At 64.6% G+C, this 18,593-nt stretch carries 25 protein-coding genes; 4 read left to right on the forward strand and 21 right to left on the reverse strand.

The genetic code is table 11. The features are described 5' to 3' along the window. Nucleotides 1-29: 29 nt before the first annotated feature. On the forward strand, nucleotides 30-923 hold the full coding sequence (gene rarD / locus FRF71_RS02350; protein ID WP_147089049.1) for an EamA family transporter RarD: 894 nt from the start codon (nucleotides 30-32) through the stop codon (nucleotides 921-923). On the opposite strand, the gene pyrC is transcribed toward rarD, so the two are convergent. Then, nucleotides 920-1,960: a dihydroorotase gene (pyrC, locus tag FRF71_RS02355; RefSeq protein ID WP_147089050.1), complete on the reverse strand. Its 1,041-nt coding sequence runs from the start codon at nucleotides 1,958-1,960 to the stop codon at nucleotides 920-922. The two genes, rarD and pyrC, sit on opposite strands and share 4 nt — an antisense overlap. Before the next feature lie 38 nt (nucleotides 1,961-1,998). Between pyrC and ygfZ the strand changes: the two genes are divergently transcribed. After that, nucleotides 1,999-2,712: a CAF17-like 4Fe-4S cluster assembly/insertion protein YgfZ gene (gene ygfZ, locus FRF71_RS02360; RefSeq protein ID WP_147089051.1), complete on the forward strand. Its 714-nt coding sequence runs from the start codon at nucleotides 1,999-2,001 to the stop codon at nucleotides 2,710-2,712. On the opposite strand, the gene FRF71_RS02365 is transcribed toward ygfZ, so the two are convergent. After that, the gene (locus FRF71_RS02365) at nucleotides 2,697-3,296 is read right to left on the reverse strand and encodes a TetR/AcrR family transcriptional regulator (protein WP_147089052.1); all 600 of its coding nucleotides are present in this window, start codon (nucleotides 3,294-3,296) and stop codon (nucleotides 2,697-2,699) included. The two genes, ygfZ and FRF71_RS02365, sit on opposite strands and share 16 nt — an antisense overlap. 28 nt (nucleotides 3,297-3,324) lie before the next feature. Between FRF71_RS02365 and FRF71_RS02370 the strand changes: the two genes are divergently transcribed. Then, complete coding sequence (locus FRF71_RS02370) at nucleotides 3,325-4,218, forward strand: metal-dependent hydrolase (protein WP_147089053.1); 894 nt, start codon at nucleotides 3,325-3,327, stop codon at nucleotides 4,216-4,218. A 64-nt stretch (nucleotides 4,219-4,282) separates the two neighbouring features. Here the strand turns inward: FRF71_RS02370 and FRF71_RS02375 are convergent, their stop codons facing one another. The 3 genes from FRF71_RS02375 to rplU form a co-directional block, all read right to left on the reverse strand. Beyond that, a complete protein-coding gene (locus FRF71_RS02375) occupies nucleotides 4,283-4,837 on the reverse strand; it encodes a GNAT family N-acetyltransferase (RefSeq protein ID WP_337678495.1) in 555 nt (184 codons plus the stop codon). Nucleotides 4,838-5,044: 207 nt separating this feature from the next. Continuing rightward, on the reverse strand, nucleotides 5,045-5,311 hold the full coding sequence (rpmA, locus tag FRF71_RS02380) for a 50S ribosomal protein L27 (RefSeq protein ID WP_147089055.1): 267 nt from the start codon (nucleotides 5,309-5,311) through the stop codon (nucleotides 5,045-5,047). A 19-nt stretch (nucleotides 5,312-5,330) separates the two neighbouring features. Further along, nucleotides 5,331-5,690 carry a 50S ribosomal protein L21 gene (gene rplU, locus FRF71_RS02385; RefSeq protein WP_147089056.1) on the reverse strand — a complete coding sequence of 120 codons (360 nt, stop codon included), beginning with the start codon at nucleotides 5,688-5,690 and terminating at the stop codon, nucleotides 5,331-5,333. Between the two features lie 157 nt (nucleotides 5,691-5,847). On the opposite strand from rplU, the gene FRF71_RS02390 reads away from it, so the two are divergent. Continuing rightward, entirely contained in the window at nucleotides 5,848-6,345 is a 498-nt protein-coding gene (locus tag FRF71_RS02390) for a hypothetical protein (RefSeq protein ID WP_147089057.1), read from the forward strand. Here the strand turns inward: FRF71_RS02390 and FRF71_RS02395 are convergent. From FRF71_RS02395 to coxB, 16 genes are all read right to left on the reverse strand, one after another. Continuing rightward, the gene (locus tag FRF71_RS02395; protein WP_147089058.1) at nucleotides 6,342-6,785 is read right to left on the reverse strand and encodes a molybdenum cofactor biosynthesis protein MoaE; all 444 of its coding nucleotides are present in this window, start codon (nucleotides 6,783-6,785) and stop codon (nucleotides 6,342-6,344) included. The two genes, FRF71_RS02390 and FRF71_RS02395, sit on opposite strands and share 4 nt — an antisense overlap. A 4-nt stretch (nucleotides 6,786-6,789) precedes the next feature. Then, nucleotides 6,790-7,026 (reverse strand): MoaD/ThiS family protein, encoded by a 237-nt coding sequence (locus tag FRF71_RS02400; RefSeq protein ID WP_147089059.1) that lies wholly within the window; start codon nucleotides 7,024-7,026, stop codon nucleotides 6,790-6,792. 1 nt (nucleotide 7,027) lies between these two features. Next, a complete protein-coding gene (moaA, locus tag FRF71_RS02405) occupies nucleotides 7,028-8,020 on the reverse strand; it encodes a GTP 3',8-cyclase MoaA (protein WP_147089060.1) in 993 nt (330 codons plus the stop codon). Then, the gene (locus tag FRF71_RS02410; protein WP_238339376.1) at nucleotides 8,017-8,349 is read right to left on the reverse strand and encodes a Rossmann fold domain-containing protein; all 333 of its coding nucleotides are present in this window, start codon (nucleotides 8,347-8,349) and stop codon (nucleotides 8,017-8,019) included. Before FRF71_RS02410 ends, moaA begins: the two co-directional genes overlap by 4 nt. Then, nucleotides 8,349-8,720, reverse strand: coding sequence for a dihydroneopterin aldolase (locus FRF71_RS02415; RefSeq protein WP_147089062.1), 372 nt, complete (start codon nucleotides 8,718-8,720; stop codon nucleotides 8,349-8,351). The genes FRF71_RS02410 and FRF71_RS02415 overlap by 1 nt, the downstream gene beginning before the upstream one ends. 10 nt (nucleotides 8,721-8,730) lie before the next feature. Then, nucleotides 8,731-9,621, reverse strand: coding sequence for a class I SAM-dependent methyltransferase (locus FRF71_RS02420; protein ID WP_147089063.1), 891 nt, complete (start codon nucleotides 9,619-9,621; stop codon nucleotides 8,731-8,733). An 8-nt stretch (nucleotides 9,622-9,629) separates the two neighbouring features. Beyond that, nucleotides 9,630-11,030, reverse strand: coding sequence for a threonine synthase (gene thrC / locus FRF71_RS02425; protein ID WP_147089064.1), 1,401 nt, complete (start codon nucleotides 11,028-11,030; stop codon nucleotides 9,630-9,632). Nucleotides 11,031-11,042: 12 nt separating this feature from the next. Further along, the gene (locus FRF71_RS02430; protein WP_147091493.1) at nucleotides 11,043-11,633 is read right to left on the reverse strand and encodes an SURF1 family protein; all 591 of its coding nucleotides are present in this window, start codon (nucleotides 11,631-11,633) and stop codon (nucleotides 11,043-11,045) included. Then, nucleotides 11,633-12,031 carry a DUF983 domain-containing protein gene (locus tag FRF71_RS02435; RefSeq protein ID WP_147089065.1) on the reverse strand — a complete coding sequence of 133 codons (399 nt, stop codon included), beginning with the start codon at nucleotides 12,029-12,031 and terminating at the stop codon, nucleotides 11,633-11,635. The genes FRF71_RS02430 and FRF71_RS02435 overlap by 1 nt, the downstream gene beginning before the upstream one ends. After that, on the reverse strand, nucleotides 12,031-12,852 hold the full coding sequence (locus tag FRF71_RS02440) for a cytochrome c oxidase subunit 3 (RefSeq protein ID WP_147089066.1): 822 nt from the start codon (nucleotides 12,850-12,852) through the stop codon (nucleotides 12,031-12,033). Before FRF71_RS02440 ends, FRF71_RS02435 begins: the two co-directional genes overlap by 1 nt. A gap of 69 nt (nucleotides 12,853-12,921) precedes the next feature. Then, entirely contained in the window at nucleotides 12,922-13,512 is a 591-nt protein-coding gene (locus FRF71_RS02445; RefSeq protein WP_147089067.1) for a cytochrome c oxidase assembly protein, read from the reverse strand. Between the two features lie 4 nt (nucleotides 13,513-13,516). Then, on the reverse strand, nucleotides 13,517-13,651 hold the full coding sequence (locus tag FRF71_RS15680; RefSeq protein ID WP_272949952.1) for a hypothetical protein: 135 nt from the start codon (nucleotides 13,649-13,651) through the stop codon (nucleotides 13,517-13,519). Nucleotides 13,652-13,656: 5 nt separating this feature from the next. Then, entirely contained in the window at nucleotides 13,657-14,571 is a 915-nt protein-coding gene (locus FRF71_RS02450) for a heme o synthase (protein ID WP_147089068.1), read from the reverse strand. A 25-nt stretch (nucleotides 14,572-14,596) separates the two neighbouring features. Further along, nucleotides 14,597-15,568, reverse strand: a complete 972-nt coding sequence (locus FRF71_RS02455) for an alpha/beta fold hydrolase (protein WP_147089069.1) — start codon at nucleotides 15,566-15,568, stop codon at nucleotides 14,597-14,599. Nucleotides 15,569-15,647: 79 nt separating this feature from the next. Further along, nucleotides 15,648-17,330 (reverse strand): cytochrome c oxidase subunit I, encoded by a 1,683-nt coding sequence (gene ctaD, locus FRF71_RS02460; protein WP_147089070.1) that lies wholly within the window; start codon nucleotides 17,328-17,330, stop codon nucleotides 15,648-15,650. Between the two features lie 29 nt (nucleotides 17,331-17,359). Then, nucleotides 17,360-18,484, reverse strand: coding sequence for a cytochrome c oxidase subunit II (gene coxB, locus FRF71_RS02465; RefSeq protein WP_147089071.1), 1,125 nt, complete (start codon nucleotides 18,482-18,484; stop codon nucleotides 17,360-17,362). Nucleotides 18,485-18,593: the final 109 nt, after the last annotated feature.

The raw sequence follows: 18,593 nt of genomic DNA on the forward strand, positions 1-18,593 counted from the left end.
GAGTACGGCTGCAGGTCTAACCGGCGTCCATGCATACGCCCGCCCCTCATCAACGCTCCGGCGGGCTCCCGCTTGCCTTGGGCGCGCACCTGATCTGGGGCCTGCTGCCGCTGTACCTGTGGCTCGTCGCGCATATTCCGGCGGTGGAATTTGTCGGATGGCGGGTGATTTCCTCGCTGCCACTGTGCCTTGCAATCCTAGCCTGGCGCGGACAACTGGGCGAGGTACGGACCGCCTTTGCTCAGCCGCGCACCCGCTGGATGCTGCTGGCCTCTTCAGTGCTAATCGGGATCAACTGGCTGGTCTATGTCGCCGCGATCCAGGCGGGCGAGGTCTATGCCGCCAGTATTGGCTATTATGTCACGCCGCTGTTCAGTGTGCTCGCCGGAACCGTGTTTCTGAATGAGAAGCTGACCCGGCGACAATGGTTGGCTGTCGCCATCTCTACCCTGGGCGTCCTGCTGATGGCCTGGGAAGCACTCGCCTCACTGGGGATCAGCATCGTACTGGCCCTCTCGTGGACCGCCTATGGCTTCGTTCGCAAGCTTGCACCTGTCAATGCGCTGACCGGGCTGACGGTTGAAGTGATTGTCCTTCTGCTGCCGGCGCTCGCCATTGCCAGCTGGTTCGCACAGTCGCCTGCGGGCAGCGCGATCCTGTGGAGTTGGAAGGATGCCGGGTTGATCGTGCTGTCGGGCGTGGTCACTGCCGCGCCGCTGGTGCTGTTTGCCATGGCGGCGCAGCGGCTGGCCTATTCGACCATGGGGATGATCCAGTTCCTCTCGCCTTCAATGGTCTTTCTGGTCGGCCTGCTGTTCTTCGGTAAGCCGCTGGGCACAGCTCAGCTCGCCAGCTTCGCGCTGATCTGGGCAGCTATCGCACTGTTCGTGATTGATCTGCTGGCGCGGACCCGCCGCGCCTAGCCCAGGTAGCGCCAGACCAGTTCCTCGCCCGCGTGAAACGGTACGATGGGGGTGCCGTTGGCATCGATCATGTCGGGCACCTGTGTCCCGCTCCGCTCCAGCGTGACTGTGCCTTCGTTAAGCGGCAGACCATAGAAGCGCGGTCCATGCTCGCTGGCAAAGCCTTCGAACTTGTCAATCGCGCCTTCCTCTTCGAACACCGCCAGATAGCTTTCCAGCGCATAGGGCGCGTTGAAGATACCGGCGCAGCCGCAGGCCGCTTCCTTGGCGCCAACCGCATGCGGGGCGCTGTCGGTGCCCAGGAAGAACTTGGCGCTGCCCGAAGTCGCCGCCTTGCGCAGGGCGAGGCGATGGACCTCGCGCTTGGCCACCGGCAGGCAGTACATGTGCGGGCGGATTCCGCCGGTGAACATCGCGTTGCGGTTGATGTGCAGGTGCTGCGGCGTGATCGTTGCCGCCACGTTCGGCCCTGCGCTTTCGACGAAAGCCACGGCATCTGCAGTTGTAATATGTTCGAACACCACCTTCAGCCCAGGCAGGTCGCGGACCAGACCCGAAAGCGTGCGTTCGATGAACACGGCCTCGCGGTCGAAGATGTCGACATGGGCATCGGTCACTTCGCCGTGAATCAGCAGCGGCATGCCGATCTTCTCCATCCGCTCCAGCACAGGGCGAATATTGGCGACGTCGGTCACCCCGTGCGCCGATCCGGTGGTGGCGTGCGCGGGATAGAGCTTGGCTGCGGTGAATACGCCCTCGGCAAAGCCACGCGCAATTTCGTCTGCGGCAATCGTGTCGGTCAGATAGGCCGTCATCAGCGGGGTAAAGCCAGGGCCAGCTGCCGCAACGATCCGATTGCGATAGGCCGCTGCTGCTTCCACGGTGGTCACTGGCGGCGAGAGGTTGGGCATCACGATCGCCCGGGCAAACTGGTGCGCTGTGTGCTTCGCCACACCTGCCAGCACCGCGCCATCGCGCAGGTGAACGTGCCAATCGTCGGGGCGGCGGATGGTCAGGCGATTCGGGGCGTCGGTCATCCCTTTCCCTTAGGCAAGCGCCGCCCTATCTGTCACGCATGACTGCAACACTCCTCACCGACCGCGCCGTGATCCGCCTCAGCGCCACCGAACCTGGCGAGGACCTGCGCGGGTTCCTCAACGGCCTGGTGACCAATGACGTCTCGGACGCCCTACCAGCCTGGGCTGCGCTGCTGAGCCCGCAGGGCAAGGTGCTGTTCGATTTCGTGGTCTGGGCCAATGGCGATGATCTGCTGATCGACTGCGAGGCTGATCAAGCCGAAGCGCTGGCCAAACGGCTGTCGATCTACCGTCTGCGCCGCAAGATCGGCATAGCCGTCGATTCGGCATTGGGCGTCCACTGGCAGCCGGGAGGTGGCACATCGCCTGACCCGCGCCTGCCGGACCTGGGCCAGCGCTGGCTTGGCGCGCGCGATGGTGAGGATGTCTCGGCCCAATGGCGCGCGCATCGCTTGTCACTGGGCGTGACCGAGGGCCAAGCCGAACTTGCCGATCTGCTCTGGCTAGAATGCAACGCCGCCGAACTCAACGGCGTGTCGTTCACCAAGGGCTGCTACGTGGGGCAGGAAAACACCGCGCGGATGAACTGGCGGCAGAAGGTCAATCGCCGGCTGGTGGTGGTGCCGCTGGCCGAAAGCGATCCGGCGCGGCAGCGCACGGCCTATCCTGAGCTAGGCCTGGCGGTCGATCACCGCCGGGTTGAGGATATTCCGGCCGAGCGCCTGCCCGACTGGCTTCAGCTGGAAGGCTGATCCGGCACCACGATCCCGGCGGCGATGGCGCCGTCAATCAGCATCTTCTCGGCAATGTCGCGCGCGGCGGTGCGCTTGAGGCCCAGCGAATCGGCCAGCGGTCCGCCCATCAAGGCATCGCCCAGCGCCATCAGGCACAGCGCATGCGTGACGTCGTGCATCTTGCCGCCCTCGTGCTCGCCCAGATCATCGACCAGCTCGTGAATCACTGCCAGCAAGGGATCAAGCGCATCTTCATTGCCGTTCATCAACATCCAGGTGGCAAGCGCGCCGCCGCCTTCCTTGTCGAAGGCATCGAAGGTCAGATCGACCACGTCGCGCGGGCTCCCTTCACCCTTGCGGCTGGCGAGGACCGCTTCCTCGATCGTGGCGCAGATCGTAATCGCCAAGTGCTCGGCCAGTGCCTTCTGCAGCCCCGCCGCCGAACCGAAGTGGTGCAGCAGGTTGGCATGGGTGCGGCCGATTCGCGCCGCCACAGCCTTAAGCGTCACTGCTTGCGGACCCAGTTCGATCAGCAGCGCGCGCGCGGCTTCCAGCGCCACGGTGCGGCTCTCTTCCTGGCTCAGGCGTTTCCTTATTGACATGAGTGTCAGTTAATCCTAATAAGGCGCCATGAACGCCCCCACCAAGTTCCCCCTCGACGTAGAACCCGCCGCCACGATGAGCAAGGCCGGTCCTACCCCCGCAGACCTCACCATCACGGTGCGCGACCAGCGTTTTGGCCGGCAGAACAAGCCCGGTCGTTGGTGGCTGAACAACGATCCGATCGCCACGGGCTGGCACAATGCCCTGTCGGCCACCTTCCCGCGCGGTGAAGCCTTCTTCATCGAAGCCGTGAAGGCCCACCGCGAAGGCGCCGGCCCCAAGCTGGAGGCTGAGATCCGCGCTTTCGTGAAGCAGGAAATCAATCACACCCGCGAACACATCGCCTTCAACCGCGCGGCGGTCGATGCCGGGTATGACCTTGATGCGATCGATCAGCGCGTTGCTGCGAACCTGGAACTGACCAAGGACCGTCCGGCGATCCTCAACCTCGCCGTCACCATGGCGCTGGAACACTATACCGCGATGATGGCGCAGGAGTTCCTGGCCAACCCGCAGCACTTCGCCGGGGCCGAGCCCGAAACCGCCGCGATGTGGCGCTGGCACGCAATCGAAGAGATCGAGCACAAAGGCGTCGCCTATGACACCTGGCTCCATGCCACGAAGGACTGGACCCGTTACAAGCGTTGGAAGGTGAAGAGCCTGATGATGCTGATCGTCACCACCAACTTCATCCGCAACCGCTGGCAGGATACGCTGGAACTGCTCAAGCAAGACGGGCTGAGCGGCTGGAAGGTCAAGGCCAAGCTGGCCTGGTACCTCGTTGGCACGCCGGGCGTGCTGCGCCGGATCTTCCCGGCCTGGCTCAGCTACTTCCTGCCGGGCTTCCACCCCTGGAACCACGACGACCGCGCGCTGATCGGCAAGCACGACAGCGAGTTCAAGGACGCCGTGCTGGCCTGATCAAACTGGCTCAAGCGAAAAACCTCCCCAAGCCTGGCCTGGGGAGGTTTTTCTTGTCTGGCTTTCAGGCGGCGCGCTTCATGGCCGGGTCGTCGTCATCGCTGCGGCATGGTTCAGCAAGATCAAGCTCGTGCTCGACCGACGTCACTTCTGTCCCGCGCGCCAGGCTGAAGCGCTGGCGAACCCGACCCGTCGAGCGGAATCCAACCTTTCGCAGCACCCGGCCCGAAGCCGGGTTATCGGCAAAATGGCCCGCGACGAGCCGCTTGTGTCCGAGCACGCGGGCCACGCTGATCACCGCGCTGGCAGCCTCGCTGGCATAGCCTCTGCCCCAGTACTCGCGCGCGAGCCAGTAGCCCAGCTCAACGGCGTCGCCATCCTGGGCAAGGCCGACGCAGCCGATCAGCCGCGCCGGTTCGGCGCTGGTCGGCAGGGTGATGAAGAAGTGCGGCAGCCGCTGATCCTGCGGCTGGCTGGCAAACCAGCGGGCATCGTCGGCGGTATAGGGCCAGGGCGCCTTGGCGAGGTTCTTCACCACCGCTTCGTCGGCCACACGGGCGTGCAGTTCTTCCCAGTCCTCCGGCCAGCCTGGCCGCAGGAACAGTCGTTCGCTGCGCATAAACATTCAAACTCTCCACTCGTCCGGCCCCGCCAGTCCGCTTTAGCGCGGTCCCGTGACGGCCAAGTTACATCTGCTCCGGGATGTTCCCGAAAGCGGCAGAGGGAGATGCAAAAAGAGGGAGACGGGCGGGCCCCTCTCCCTCGTTCGGCCGAAGCTTGCTTCGGCGGGGCTGCCCGTCAGGACAGCCCGTGATCGACTGTCCGGTTATTCGGCGGCAATCGCCATGTCTACCGACACGTACTTGCGACCAAGCTTGCCATCGTGGAATCGGACGCGGCCTTCGGTCAGCGCGAACAGGGTGTGATCCTTGCCCATGCCCACGTTGGCGCCCGGGTACACGCGGGTACCGCGCTGGCGGATGATGATGTTGCCGCCGATCACTTCCTGACCACCGAACTTCTTCACGCCAAGGCGACGGCCGGCCGAATCACGACCGTTACGCGACGAACCGCCTGCTTTCTTGTGTGCCATCTCGAACTACTCCGGATTCTTATTCAGCGGCCGCTTCGGCCTTGGGGGCGGCCTTCTTGGCAGCCTTCTTAGCCGGGGCTTCGCCACCGACCGACACGATGCGCAGCAGGGTCATCTGCTGGCGGTGGCCGTTCTTGCGGCGATAGTTGTGCCGGCGACGCTTCTTGAAAACGATCACCTTCTCGCTCTTCGCCTGAGCGATGATTTCAGCCGAAACGACGACGCCCTTGGCATCCTTCACTTCGCCGCCATCACCAGCCAGCAGGACATCACCCAGCGTGATGGTTTCACCGGCTTCACCAGCCAGCTTCTCAACCGCGATCTTGTCTCCGGCGGCAACCCGGTATTGCTTGCCGCCAGTGCGCACTACAGCGAACATGTGACCTATTCCGTATATAAAGCATAGCAACCGCCCCGCGGGTGCGGGGGGCCACAAGAAGGTGCGCCACTAGTGCAAGGTCCCCGCGCTGTCAACCAACCGGGCCATGGATTCTTGGCCGCTGGCGCAGATCGCCGGGCGTGCTATGGCACGGGCAATGAATCGCCTGCCCGCCAGCCTGACCCTTGCATTCCTGCTGAGTGCCTGCGCTTCGACGCCGGGTGAATACCCTTCGCTGGCGCGGCGGCCGATCGAACGGGTGACGGGAACATTCACTCCGCCGCCCCCACCGCCCGCCCCGGCACCGGTCGATCCGGCGGTCGCCCGGCAGATCGATTCGCTGCTGGACCGCGTCCGTGCGGCCGACGCCAAGTTCCAGGCCCGCGAAGGGCGGGTCCGCCAGATTGTCGGCGCGGCAGCCGGAGCCGCCAAGGCGAGTGAAGCCTGGTCCGTGGCCATGGTCGCGCTCGCTGACCTCGATACAGCGCGCAGTGAAGGCATGGTGGCGCTGGCCGATATCGACGCGATCTACGCGGCCAGCCGAATCGAGGGTGAACCGGCCAGCGAGGCCAAGGCCGCACGCGAGGCTGCGGGTGCCATCGTTGCCACCCAGGACAAGGTTATCGCCGGTCTGCAGGCGCAGCTCGCACCCTAACCCCAGCGGCGCAGGTCCGCGTGATCCTGATCGCGCGGTTCGATCCAGTTCCAGACCCCACCGCGCAATTCGCGCTTCCAGAACCACGAATCGCTCTTGAGGTGGTCCATCGCGAAGTCGACCGCGTCGATGGCCGCGCGCCGGTGTTCGGCTGCGGCGGAAACACAGACGATCGGCTCACCGGGATACATCGTGCCGACCCGGTGGAGCATCAGCATCCCCATCAGGCCGAATCGGCTCGACGCCGTTTGCGCCAGCGCCCGCATCCCCGGCAGGGTCAGCGGTTCGTAGTGCGAGAGCTCCAGCGCCTCGACCCCGCCACCGCCGCGCACTTCGCCCACGAAGGTGCAGACCCCGCCCAGCCCGGGATGGGCATTGGTAAAGGGACCGATGAAGACCCCGGGAATGAACGGCTCGGTCAGCAGACGCACGTCGAGCATTGGCTCAGCCCCCGCTGACGGGCGGCAGGAAAGCAATCTCGTCACCCGCCGCGACCATGATGCTGCCCGGATTGATCAGCAGCTCGCCGTTGCGGGCGATCCGGACCTTTTCGTCGAGCAATGCGACAGCCAATTCGACCGGCAGGCCGGCCAGGATCGCTTCGAGCGTCCCGGGCGCAACCTCGCACTCTGCTGCGCCGGCCAGGTCAGCCAGCCGGCCCAGGAATACCAGCTTGGCCAAATCAGCCCCCGGTCATCGACATATGGCGCGGCAGGGCCGGGGCCTGGCCATGCGCGTCGATCCGGAAGTTGTGGCGCAGCGGTTTGATCTTCATCGCCACGTCCAGCGCCTCCACCAGCGCCGCATCGGGATCTTCGGAGCGCAGCGCGGCCCGCAGGTCGACCCGCTCGCCCCCGCCGAGGCACGGATAGAGCTGGCCGGTGGCCGTTACCCGCACGCGGTTGCAGCCTTCGCAGAAGTTATTGGTCAGCGGCGTGATCAGGCCGATCCGCCCGCCCGTTTCCGCAACATCGAAATAGCGCGCCGGGCCGCCGGTGCGGTGCTCGCTGGGCGTCAGGGTCCAGCGTTGCTCCAGCGCGGCGCGCACTTCGCCAAGCGAGAGATGCTGGTCAAATCGGTCTTCCTCAACCTCGCCCAGCGGCATCACCTCGATCAGTGTGAGTTCCAGCCCGCGCGCGTGGGCCCATTCGATCAGGGCCGGGATCTCGTTCTCGTTGGTGCCCTTCAGCGCCACGGTATTGAGCTTGACCTTGAGCCCGGCCGCCTGCGCTGCCGCGATGCCTTCGAGCACTTGCGGCAGGCTGTCGCGCCGGGCGAGCCGGGCAAAGCCCTGCCGGTCCAAGGTGTCGAGCGAGACGTTCACGCGGCGCATACCAGCGGCGAACAGGGGGTCGGCAAATTCGGCCAGCCGCGTGCCGTTGGTGGTCAGGGTCAGCTCGTCGAGACCGTCACCCAGCTTGCGCCCAATCGCCTGGACCAGCTCGATCATGTCGCGCCGCACCAGCGGTTCACCGCCGGTCAGCCGCAGCTTGGTGATACCGCGCGCGATGAAACCCAGCGCCAGCTTGTGCAGCTCTTCCAGGCTCAACACGTCCTTGCGGGGCAGGAAGGTCTGCCGTTCGGGCATGCAATAGGCGCAGCGCAGGTCGCAGCGGTCCGTCACCGAGAGGCGCAGGTAGGAGATCCGGCGCTGGAATTGATCAACCAGGGTCATGAGGACGATGCTATCACCGCCCCGGCCCCGGCGTCATCTAGCGAAATCAACTGGCCGGTCAGCCCCGGTGCGCGGGCGAGATATTCAGCCGCGGCGGCAACCGACGCCTCGCTGCCGCCCGCAACGGCGTTGACGCGCAGCGGCGCCTTGGCCCGCGCCAGCATCTGCACGGCTGCCAGCCGCCAGCCGCGATGGGTATGATCGGCAGCCGGAAAGACCAGCAGCAGATCAGTGGTGGCCGCGCGGACTGGAGCAACCTGTTCAACGTGAAACGCGGCCGCAGCCTCCAGCGGATCGTCCGGCAGGCCTGCGATCCGCACCAGTTCCATCAGCGCCGCTCGCGGGTCAGAGTGATGCCGATCTTCTCGCCCGCCTCGCTGATCGCCAGCTTGACGATCTTGACGGTGACCGCCTCGACCCGCTCATCCTGCACAAACAGCGTGTCGCAGATATGATCGGCCACGGCCTCGATCAGGGTGAAGTGCGCGCCCTTGGGCAGCGCCTCGGAGGCGGCGAACTTAAGGTCCATGTAGTTCTTGCTGGCAGAAAGCGGCGTTTCGGGCGCGTAACGATCCGCCACCTTGAGCTTTACCTGAATGGTGAAGCGCAGCGGTTGCGGGCGGCCGGTTTCTTCAGAGTAGATGCCGGTCAGGACATCATGCTCGAAATCGGCAACTTCCAGGATCAGCGAATCGGCCATGGGCGCCGCCTTAGCCGTTATTTGACCAGCGCGCGAAGATCGCGGTCGGCAAAAGGCGTCCGTCTTCGCCCGTCTCTCGCACCGCCAGGTCGCCATGCTCGATCTTGCCAGGCAGGTCGGCAAAGACTTCATCCAGCAGGCCAGCCAGAGCCAGACTGCTCATCCGTACGGCATAGACCGTCAGGAACAGGAACCGGCTGTCGGCATCCAGCAGCAGCCGGCAATCGCCGACCAGCGGTGCAAGATGCTCTTCCAGCCGCCAGACCTCACCCTCTGGCCCACGCCCGAACTTGGGCGGATCGAGAATGATCCCGTCATAACGCTTGCCCCGGCGCACCTCGCGCGCGGCAAACTTGGCGGCATCGTCAATGATCCAGCGGATCGGCCGCTCGGTCATGCCCGAAAGCGCCGCATTCTCGCGCGCCTGGGCGACCGACTTCTTGCTGGCATCAACGTGAGTGACCGGACCGTATTGCGCCAGCGAGAGCGTGCCGACCCCTGTATAGCCGAAGAGGTTCATCGTCTGGGCGTCAGTTCGCCCGGCCAGCTGCTCGCCCATCCAGTCCCACACCGGGGCCATGTCGGGGAAGAAGCCGAGGTGGCGGAACGGGGTGCACTGCGCGGTGAATCTGACCGCGCCGCGCGCCAGCGGCCAGCCTTCGCGCGGGACCGGATTGGCATAGGACCAGCGCCCGCCGCCATCGTCATCGGAGGCCGGCACGAACTCCGCGTCCGACGCCCAACGCTCCAGCCGCGGCCGCCACAGCGCCTGCGGTTCGGGCCGGACGAACCGGTAGGGGCCATAGCTCTCAAGCTTGCGACCGTGACCGCTGTCGAGCAGGCCATAGTCCGGCCAGCCCGCCCCGGTCATCACGACCGGCGCCTCGATAAGCTCAGCCATTTAGCAGCTCAGCCACGCGGCACCGCGCGGGCGGCGACGTATTCTGCAATCGCCGCATAGTCACCCGGCAGCTCGACGAGTCGCTCCTCACGCTCGAACAGGTCACCGATCCGCGCTGGGAGCGTCGGGCGGTGACCGGTCGCGCGTTCGACCGCCTCACGAAACTTTGCTGGATGCGCCGTCGCCAGTGTAAGGACTGGCACCGCAGGATCGATCCCTGCGACCTGCGCCGCATGGAGGCCGATTGCCGTATGCGGATCGAGCAGTTCCCCGGCTGCGTCCCAGGCCCAGCGCAAGGCGCGGGCCATATCATCGGCATCGGCGCGGGCACTCGTGAACAGGGCCGCCGCCCCTTCGCGCTGCGCATTGGTCAGCTGCATCGCCTTGGTTGCCTCGAACCCGGCCATCTGCGCTGCGAGCGACTTGCCGTCACGCCCACCGAGGTCAAACAGGAGGCGTTCAAAATTGGACGAGACCTGGATGTCCATCGAGGGCGCTGCCGTTGGCGTGACTGTCCCTGCAGAATAGTCACCCGTGGTCAGCGCGCGGTGGAGGATGTCGTTGACATTGGTAGCAACAATCAGCCGCTCGATGGGCAGGCCCATCTGCGCCGCGACATAACCGGCAAAGACATCGCCAAAGTTGCCAGTCGGCACGGCAAAGGCGACCTTGCGGTGCGGCGCGCCGAGCTGGAGCGCGGCGGCGAAGTAATAGACCACCTGCGCCATCAGCCGCGCCCAGTTGATCGAATTGACCGCGCCGATCGCAAAACGATCGGTCATCGCCGCATCGTTGAACATCCGCTTCACCATCGCCTGGGCATCGTCAAAGGTGCCCTCGATCGCAATGTTGTGGACGTTGGGGGCCAGCACCGTGGTCATCTGCCGGCGCTGCACTTCGCTGACCCGCCCCTTGGGGTGGAGCATGAATATCTCGACCCGGGCGCGGCCCGCCACGGCATCGATCGCCGCCGAGCCGGTATCGCCCGAGGTCGCGCCAACAATAGTCAGCGGGTCGCCACCGCGACTCAGGAATTCCTCGAACAGCAGGCCCAGCAGCTGCAGCGCCACGTCCTTGAAAGCCAGGGTCGGCCCGTGGAACAGCTCGAGCAGCCAGTGCTGTTCGTCGAGCTGCTTGAGCGGTGTCACGGCCTTGTGGGCGAAGCGGCCATAAGCCTGGGTAGTCAGCTCGAGCAGCCGCTCCGGCGTGAGGCTGTCACCCACGAAGGGCTGCATCACCCGCGCGGCGAGCTCGGCATAGGGCAGCCCGGCCATGGCTGCGATCTCGTCCGCGCTGAAGCGGGGCCATTCGCGGGGCACGTACAGCCCACCATCATTGGCGAGGCCAGCCAGCGTCGCTCCGGCGAAGTCCAGCGCGGGCGCGCTGCCACGGGTCGAAATGTAGTCCATCAAGCGGGGCCGTTAGCCCTCGTCGCCCCGCGCGGCAAGGCGCTTGCGCAGCGCAAGGGCATAGATCACCAGCGCCACCCCGGCGAACAGGAACCACTGGATCGCGTAGGACCAGTGGTTGTTGGGGATCGATTTGGGATCGGGCAGCGCGCTGGCAGCGAGGCCAGCTAGCGGCGGATCGGCGATCAGGCGGATCGATTTGCCAGCACCTGGCGCGATCACGCCGCGCACCGTGCCGCCCCGCCACTGGCGTTCGGCAAGGTCCTTGGCCCATCCCAGCACCACTTCCGCTCGGGCGCCACCGGGGAGAACGCAGGTCACGGCATGGGCCCAACCGACGGTGCCCTTGCGATCATAGCCGGCCAGCGGGGCGTCTTTGCCTTCCACTCGGCAGTCAAGCGTAGTCCGGCGGAACAGCATCGCTTCCTGCTGCGCCGGATCGATCGGCCACGACACCTCGGCAGTCAGGGTTTGAGCGGTGGCATAGCGCGCCAGCATCGCTTCCTTGTGGGCGCGGCGATCAAGCTGCCAGAAGCCGAGCGCAATCATCACGCCCACCGCGGCGAGCACCAGTACAGTTGGGATGATCGGCAGACGGCGCATCACGGCTGGCGCAGGTCGCTGCTAGTGGCCTCGATTGCCTTGCGCCGGTATTCGGCCACCAGCAAGGCAGCCTTGCTGACGCGCAGGCCCAAGAGCGTCAGGCCCGCAACCAGCGGCACCCACAGCACGATGTGGACCCAGAACGGGGGGTGCACAGCAAATTCCAGCCAGACCGCCAGGCCGACCACCAATGCGCCGACAATCATGGTCAGGAAAGCCGCCGGACCATCGCCGACATTGAACTGCGCATAGTCCAGCCCGCACGATGTGCAGCGCGGGGCAAATCGCGCTGGCCCGTCAAACAGCGTGCGCGCGCCGCATTGCGGGCAAAGACCGAAAAGGGCAGCCGCGGGGATGCCGGGCTGCCCTTTCGTGGATTGGCTTGTGCCGTTTTCCATCAGTGGATCGGGTGACCCCAGCCGCCCCACACGTAGATGGCAACGAACAGGAACAGCCAGACCACGTCAACGAAGTGCCAATACCAGGCAGCCGCTTCGAAACCGAAGTGCTGCTTGGGGGTGAAGTCACCATTGTAGGCGCGCTTCAGACAGACGATCAGGAAGATCGTGCCGATCAGCACGTGGAAGCCGTGGAAGCCGGTCGCCATGTAGAAGGCCGAACCATAGGTGTTCTGGCCAAAGGCAAACGGCGCAGCCGAGTATTCATAGGCCTGGATCGAGGTGAACAGCAGGCCGAGCAGAATGGTAGCCCACAGGCCCTTCTTCAGGCCATCGCGGTCACCGTGGATCAGCGAATGGTGCGCCCAGGTCACCGTAGTGCCCGAGCAGAGCAGGATCAGCGTGTTAAGCAGCGGCAGGTCGAACGGATCGAGCACCGCTTCGATCGCCTTAGGCGGCCACTGTCCTCCGACCACTTCGGCCAGATCGCTGGGGAACAGCGAGAAATCGAAGAAGGCCCAGAACCAGCCGACGAAGAACATCACTTCCGAAGCGATGAAGGTGATCATGCCATAGCGCAGGTGCAACTGCACGACGGGCGTGTGGTGGCCTTCATGCGCTTCGCGAACAACCTTGCTCCACCACTGGAACATGGTGAACAGGATGCCGAAGAACCCGACCAGCAGTACATATTTGCCGGCGGCCATGTCATGCATGGTCAGCACGCCGCCGCTGGTGGCGGTCAGCGCCGAGACCGAACCGAGGAACGGCAGGATATCGGGCTCGAGAATGTGGTAATCGTGGTTCTTGGTGCCGGCCATGTGCGTGGTTCCCAATTGATCCCCTGAAGCGCCCCGGGCTGGCCCGCGACGCATGATTTCGCCTCGCCCTTATCGCGCGGCTAGCTGCTGGTCCAGTGTCTTTGCAGGCTGGTCCGCTGCCTTGTGGAAAGTGTAGCTGAGCGTGATCTGCTCGATGTCCTTGGTTTCCGGATCGTCGAGGATCTTCGGATCGACGTAATAGATCACCGGCATGTTGACCGACTGGCCCGGCTGCAGCGTCTGCTCGTTGAAGCAGAAGCACTGGACCTTGTGGAAGTACTTGCCCGCCAGTTCCGGCTCGACATTGAACGAGGCGATTCCGGTGATCGGCTGGTCCGACAGGTTCTTGGCCGAATAGTAGGCCATCTTGCGCGAACCGATCCGCAGTTCCTGCGTGGTCTGGTCCATGATGAAGTGCCACGGTAGCAGGCGATCGACATTGGCATCGAAGCGAACCGAGATCAGCTTGTTGGTGATCTTGACCGCCGAAGCTTCGGCCTCGGTCGAGCGCATGGTCGTGCCGCCAAAGCCGGTTACTTGGCAGAAGATCCGGTACAGCGGCACCGAGGCGAAGCCGAGACCCAGCATTGCCGCGGCCCCCAACAATGCTAGCACGCCTGTGCGGGCGTTCGGATCCTTGGGCAGGCTCAGAACAGCCATGACCTTACCCCCCGATCCGCGCGATGCTGATGAAATAGAACAGCACGACCATAGCGCCGAGCAGGCCGCCCAGCATCAGGTTGCGCTGCTTGATGATCCGCTTGCGTTCAGCTTCGGGGTCTTCGGGAAAGTGGGGCATTTGCTTCATCCCATTATCCAGCGGTCCGCCACCAGGGCAGCGAACAGGGCGAAAAGGTAGAACACGGAAAAGCGGAACAGCCGCTTCTCAGGTCCCATGTCGGCTTCCCCCACCCCTTGGCGAAACACGGCGACGCGCAGCGCCAGCAACAGAAAGATCGTCGAAAGGATCAGCGCCGCAGCGCCATAGACCACGCCTGCCCCGCCAGGAATCCAGAAAGGCAACATGGACAGCGGCAGCAGCAGCACCGAATAGACCAGGATCTGGCGCCGGGTCGAATGGCGCCCGGCCACCACCGGCATCATCGGTATCCCCGCCTTGGCGTAATCGATCTCGACAAACAGCGCGAGCGCCCAGAAGTGAGGCGGGGTCCAGAAGAAGATGATCGCGAACAGCAGGATCGGCATAAGCGTGACATCGCCGGTGGCAGCAACCCAGCCGATCATCGGCGGGAAAGCGCCCGCGCCGCCACCGATGACGATGTTCTGGGGCGTGCGCGGCTTCAGCCAGATGGTGTAGATCACGGCATAGTAGAAGATCGAGAAGGCAAGGATCGCCGCGGCCAGGTATCCCACCCCGACCGCCATCATCAGCACCGAGAAGAATGACAGCACCAGCCCGAAATCGCGCGCCGATTCGCGCGGCATCCGCCCAGCCGGCAAGGGCCGCGAGGCGGTGCGTTTCATCTGCGCATCGAGGTCCGCTTCCCACCACATGTTCAGCGCGGCCGAACCGCCCGCACCCACGGCAATGCAAAGAATGGCCGTAAAGCCCAGCACCGGGTTGACCGGCACCGGCGCGGCGAGCAGCCCGCACAGCCCAGTGAAGATCACCAGCGTCATCACGCGCGGCTTGGTCAGCGCGAAAAAGTCGCGCCAGTCGGTCGGTAGCGCCGGGGCGGTTGGGGTTGCTGCGGTCATGGTTGGGTGCGCCTATAGTCGCGCCTTAGAGTCGCTTCAACCAATCGATGAGCAGGGCGTTCACTTCTTCCGGCCGCTCTTGCTGGGTCCAGTGGCCGACGCCTTCCAGCACGTGTCCTTCCACCTTGGGCGCGAACATCCGCATAATCGCCACGGGATCGGCCACGGCACCGAACAGCGTTGTGGCGGGATCGCGACTGCCGCCGATGAACAGGCACGGCTGCTCCAGCGGCTTGCCCTGCCAGGGCTTCAGCCATTCATAGTCGCGCTCGTGATTGCGATAGCGGTTGAGCGGGCCGCGAAAGCCCGAGGCCTTGAACTCGCCCTCGTAGTAATCGAGGTCCGCCTCGCTCAGCCAGGGCACCGGCTGCGGATCGGGGAGGCCCTGCAGAAAGGTCGCGCCGAGCGGCTTCGACCAATAGTCCCCCGGCGGCACATCGCCCGAAATCGAGTACATCATTCGCGCCACGAAATCGCGCGGGTCGGCCTCGGCCTCGGCCTCGGCCACGCCGGGCTCCTGGAAGAACTCCTGATAGAAGAACCGACCCTGGCTGGTGAAATGTTCTCGGAACACCTCGGTAAAGGGCCGCAATGGCGCGCCGGCGAAAGGTACGGACAGCCCGGCCACTGCGCTGATCCGCTCGGGATTGGTGAAGGCCGTGTTCCAGACGATCGGCGCGCCCCAGTCATGTCCGATCAGCACGACGCGGCTGTCCCGCGCGAGCGCATCGGCCAGGCCGATGAGGTCACCGGCGATCTTCTGGAGCGTATAGGCCTCGACCGGCTGCGGCTTGTCCGATCCGCCATAGCCGCGCACATCGATCGCGCAGGCCGTGTAGCCAGCCCCTGCGACTGGCCCAAGTTGATTCCGCCAAGAATACCAGCTTTCCGGAAAACCATGGACCATGATCGCCAGTGGGGCCGTGCCGGGCGCCGGGCCTTCGATTGCACAGCGCAAGGACACTTCACCGCAATCGACCAACCGAAATTCAGGCATCGCTATCGCTCCAAAGAAAACGCCCCGGACCTTGCGGGCCGGGGCGGATTCTGTCCAGTCGGTTCGGACGGACCGGGTCTTAGTGGTGACCCTTGTCCTCGATGACCGGCAGGGTTTCGAACTGGTGGAACGGCGGCGGGCTGGACAGAGTCCATTCCAGCGTCGTGGCACCTTCGCCCCAGTAGTTGTCTTCCGCCTTCTTGCCCATGGTGAAGGCATAGATGATGTTGACGAACCAGATCACCAGCGAGCTCGCCATAATGACGTAGCCGATCGAAGAGACGTAGTTCCAATAGGCGTAGGCTTCGGTGTAGTCCGGATAGCGGCGCGGCATCCCCTGCAGACCCAGGAAGTGCTGCGGGAAGAAGATGGTGTTGACGCCGATGAAGAATACCCAGAAGTGCAGGTGCGACAGGAACTCGGAGTGCATCCGGCCGCTCATCTTCGGGAACCAGTAGTAGAACCCGGCAAAGAGCGCGGTTACCGCACCCAGCGACAGCACGTAGTGGAAGTGCGCCACCACGTAGTAAGTGTCATGCAGCACGTCGTCCACGCCGCCATTGGCCAGGACCACGCCGGTCACGCCGCCAACGGTGAACAGGAAGATGAAGCCCATCGCCCAGACCAGCGGCGACTTGAACTCGATGCTGCCGCCCCACATCGTGGCGATCCAGCTGAAGATCTTGATGCCGGTCGGCACCGCGATCACCATGGTCGCCAGGGTGAAGTAGAGCTTCGTGTTCACGCTCATGCCGGTGGTGTACATGTGGTGCGCCCAGACGACGAACCCGACCACACCGATCGCGACCATGGCATAGGCCATGCCGAGATAGCCGAACACCGGCTTCTTCGAGAAGGTCGAGACGATCTGGCTGATGATGCCGAAGCCCGGCAGGATCATGATGTACACTTCGGGGTGGCCGAAGAACCAGAACAGGTGCTGATAAAGCACCGGGTCACCGCCGCCAGCCGGATCGAAGAAGGTCGTGCCGAAGTTGCGGTCGGTGATCAGCATGGTGATCGCCGCGGCAAGGACCGGCAGGGCCAGCAGCAGCAGGAAGGCAGTAACCAGCACCGACCACACGAACAGCGGCATCTTGTGCAGGGTCATGCCCGGCGCGCGCATGTTGAAGATGGTGGTGATGAAGTTGATCGCACCCATGATCGATGCAGCACCGGCCAGGTGGAGCGAGAAGATCGCGAAGTCCACCGACGGTCCGGTCGAACCATAGGTCGAGAGCGGCGCGTAAGCCGTCCAGCCGATCCCGGCGCCGATCCCCGTGCCGCCCGGCACGAAGGCCGAGAGCAGCAGCGAGCAGAAGCCGGCCACCGTCAGCCAGAACGAGATGTTGTTCATCCGCGGGAAGGCCATGTCCGGCGCGCCGATCATGATCGGCACAAACCAGTTGCCGAAGCCGCCGATGATTGCCGGCATGACCATGAAGAACACCATGATCAGGCCGTGCGCAGTGATCAGCACGTTCCACATGTGGAGCGCCTGGTCAAAGCTGGGATTGGCCTCCCCGAACCAGCGGGCAAAGGTATCGAGGTACTGGATGCCCGGCTGTGCCAGCTCAAGGCGCATCATGCCCGAAAAGGCACCGCCGATGATCCCCGCGAAGATCGCGAAGATCAGGTACAGCGTACCGATGTCCTTGTGGTTGGTCGACATGAACCAGCGGGCGAAGAAGCCCGGCTTGTGATCATGGTCATGGTGAGCCCCTTCGTCGTGGGCCTGGAAGTGTTCGGCAGTAGTAGCCATGATCGAACCCTTGTCCTTCTAATTCTGGCTTAGGCGGCCGGGGCCGGCGAAGCAGCCGGAGCGGCGGCAGGCGCTGCAGCAGGAGCAGCGGCGGGGGCGGCAGCCGGCGCAGCAGCAGCCGGAGCTTCAGGCAGACCATCGATCTTGCCGCCAGCCTGGGTCATGACCCACGCATTGTACTTCGGACGGGGCAGCGCTTCGACGACGATCGGCATGTAGCCGTGACGGGCCCCGCACAGTTCCGAGCACTGGCCGTAGTACACGCCCGGCTCCTTGATGAAGAGCACCTTCTCGTTGATCCGGCCCGGGACAGCGTCGAGCTTCGACCACAGCGAGGGGACGGCAAAAGCGTGGATCACGTCGGCCGCAGTCACCTGCAGGCGGATCGGCTCGCCGGCCGGAACGACCATGCGGAAGTCAGCCGCCAGGTGGCCCGGCTCACCGCGCTTCTTGGCTTCTTCTTCCGGCAGCATGTTGGAGATCACTTCGAACCCACCATTGTCCGGGTAGGAATAGGTCCAGAACCACTGGTTCCCGGTGGCCTTGATCGTGACGGCCTTGGCCGGAGCCGGCTTGTACTGCTTGGCGATCAGAGTGACCGAAGGCACAGCGATCGCGACCAGGATCAGGATCGGCAGGCCGGTCCAGATCACTTCGAGCAGGGTGTTGTGGCTGGTCTTCGAGGCAACCGGGTTGGCGCGCTTGTTGTAGCGCGCAATCACCCACAGCAGCAGCCCCAGCACGAACAGCGAGATCACGGTGATGATCGGCAGCAGGAAGGCATCATGCATCCAGCGGGCATATTCACCGGTCGGCGAATACTGATCCTGCAGGTGTATACCCCCGGCAACCGGCATGCCCTTGCCCGGGGTCGGTGCCATCGGGGTGTAGCCACCCGGGGCGATCTGGAAGCGCGGATCGTTGGGATCGACCGCCGGAGCTGCCGGCGCAGCAGCAGCAGCTTCCGCTGCAGGTGCAGCTGCAGTCGGGGCCGCCGCAACCGGAGCAGCAGCCGGGCTGGCGGCCGCTTCGACAGCGGGTGCAGCGGCAGCCGGCGCCGCCAGTGCAGCTTGCGGCAGCGCGGCGAGGGCCAGGGAAAGACCGATTGCCTTGATCGCATTCCCCGCAATGCGGGCGGTTCGAAGCAGTTTCATCGTAGCGCTACTTTCGCTTTCTCTTTGCCGGCAAGAGCAGGGCTAAGCCCGTCTCCCGCCCCCATGGGAGTCCAGATTTGCTGGGGCCTATACGCGCGCTTGCGGGGCA

Source organism: Novosphingobium ginsenosidimutans, from assembly GCF_007954425.1.
GTDB lineage: Bacteria > Pseudomonadota > Alphaproteobacteria > Sphingomonadales > Sphingomonadaceae > Novosphingobium > Novosphingobium ginsenosidimutans.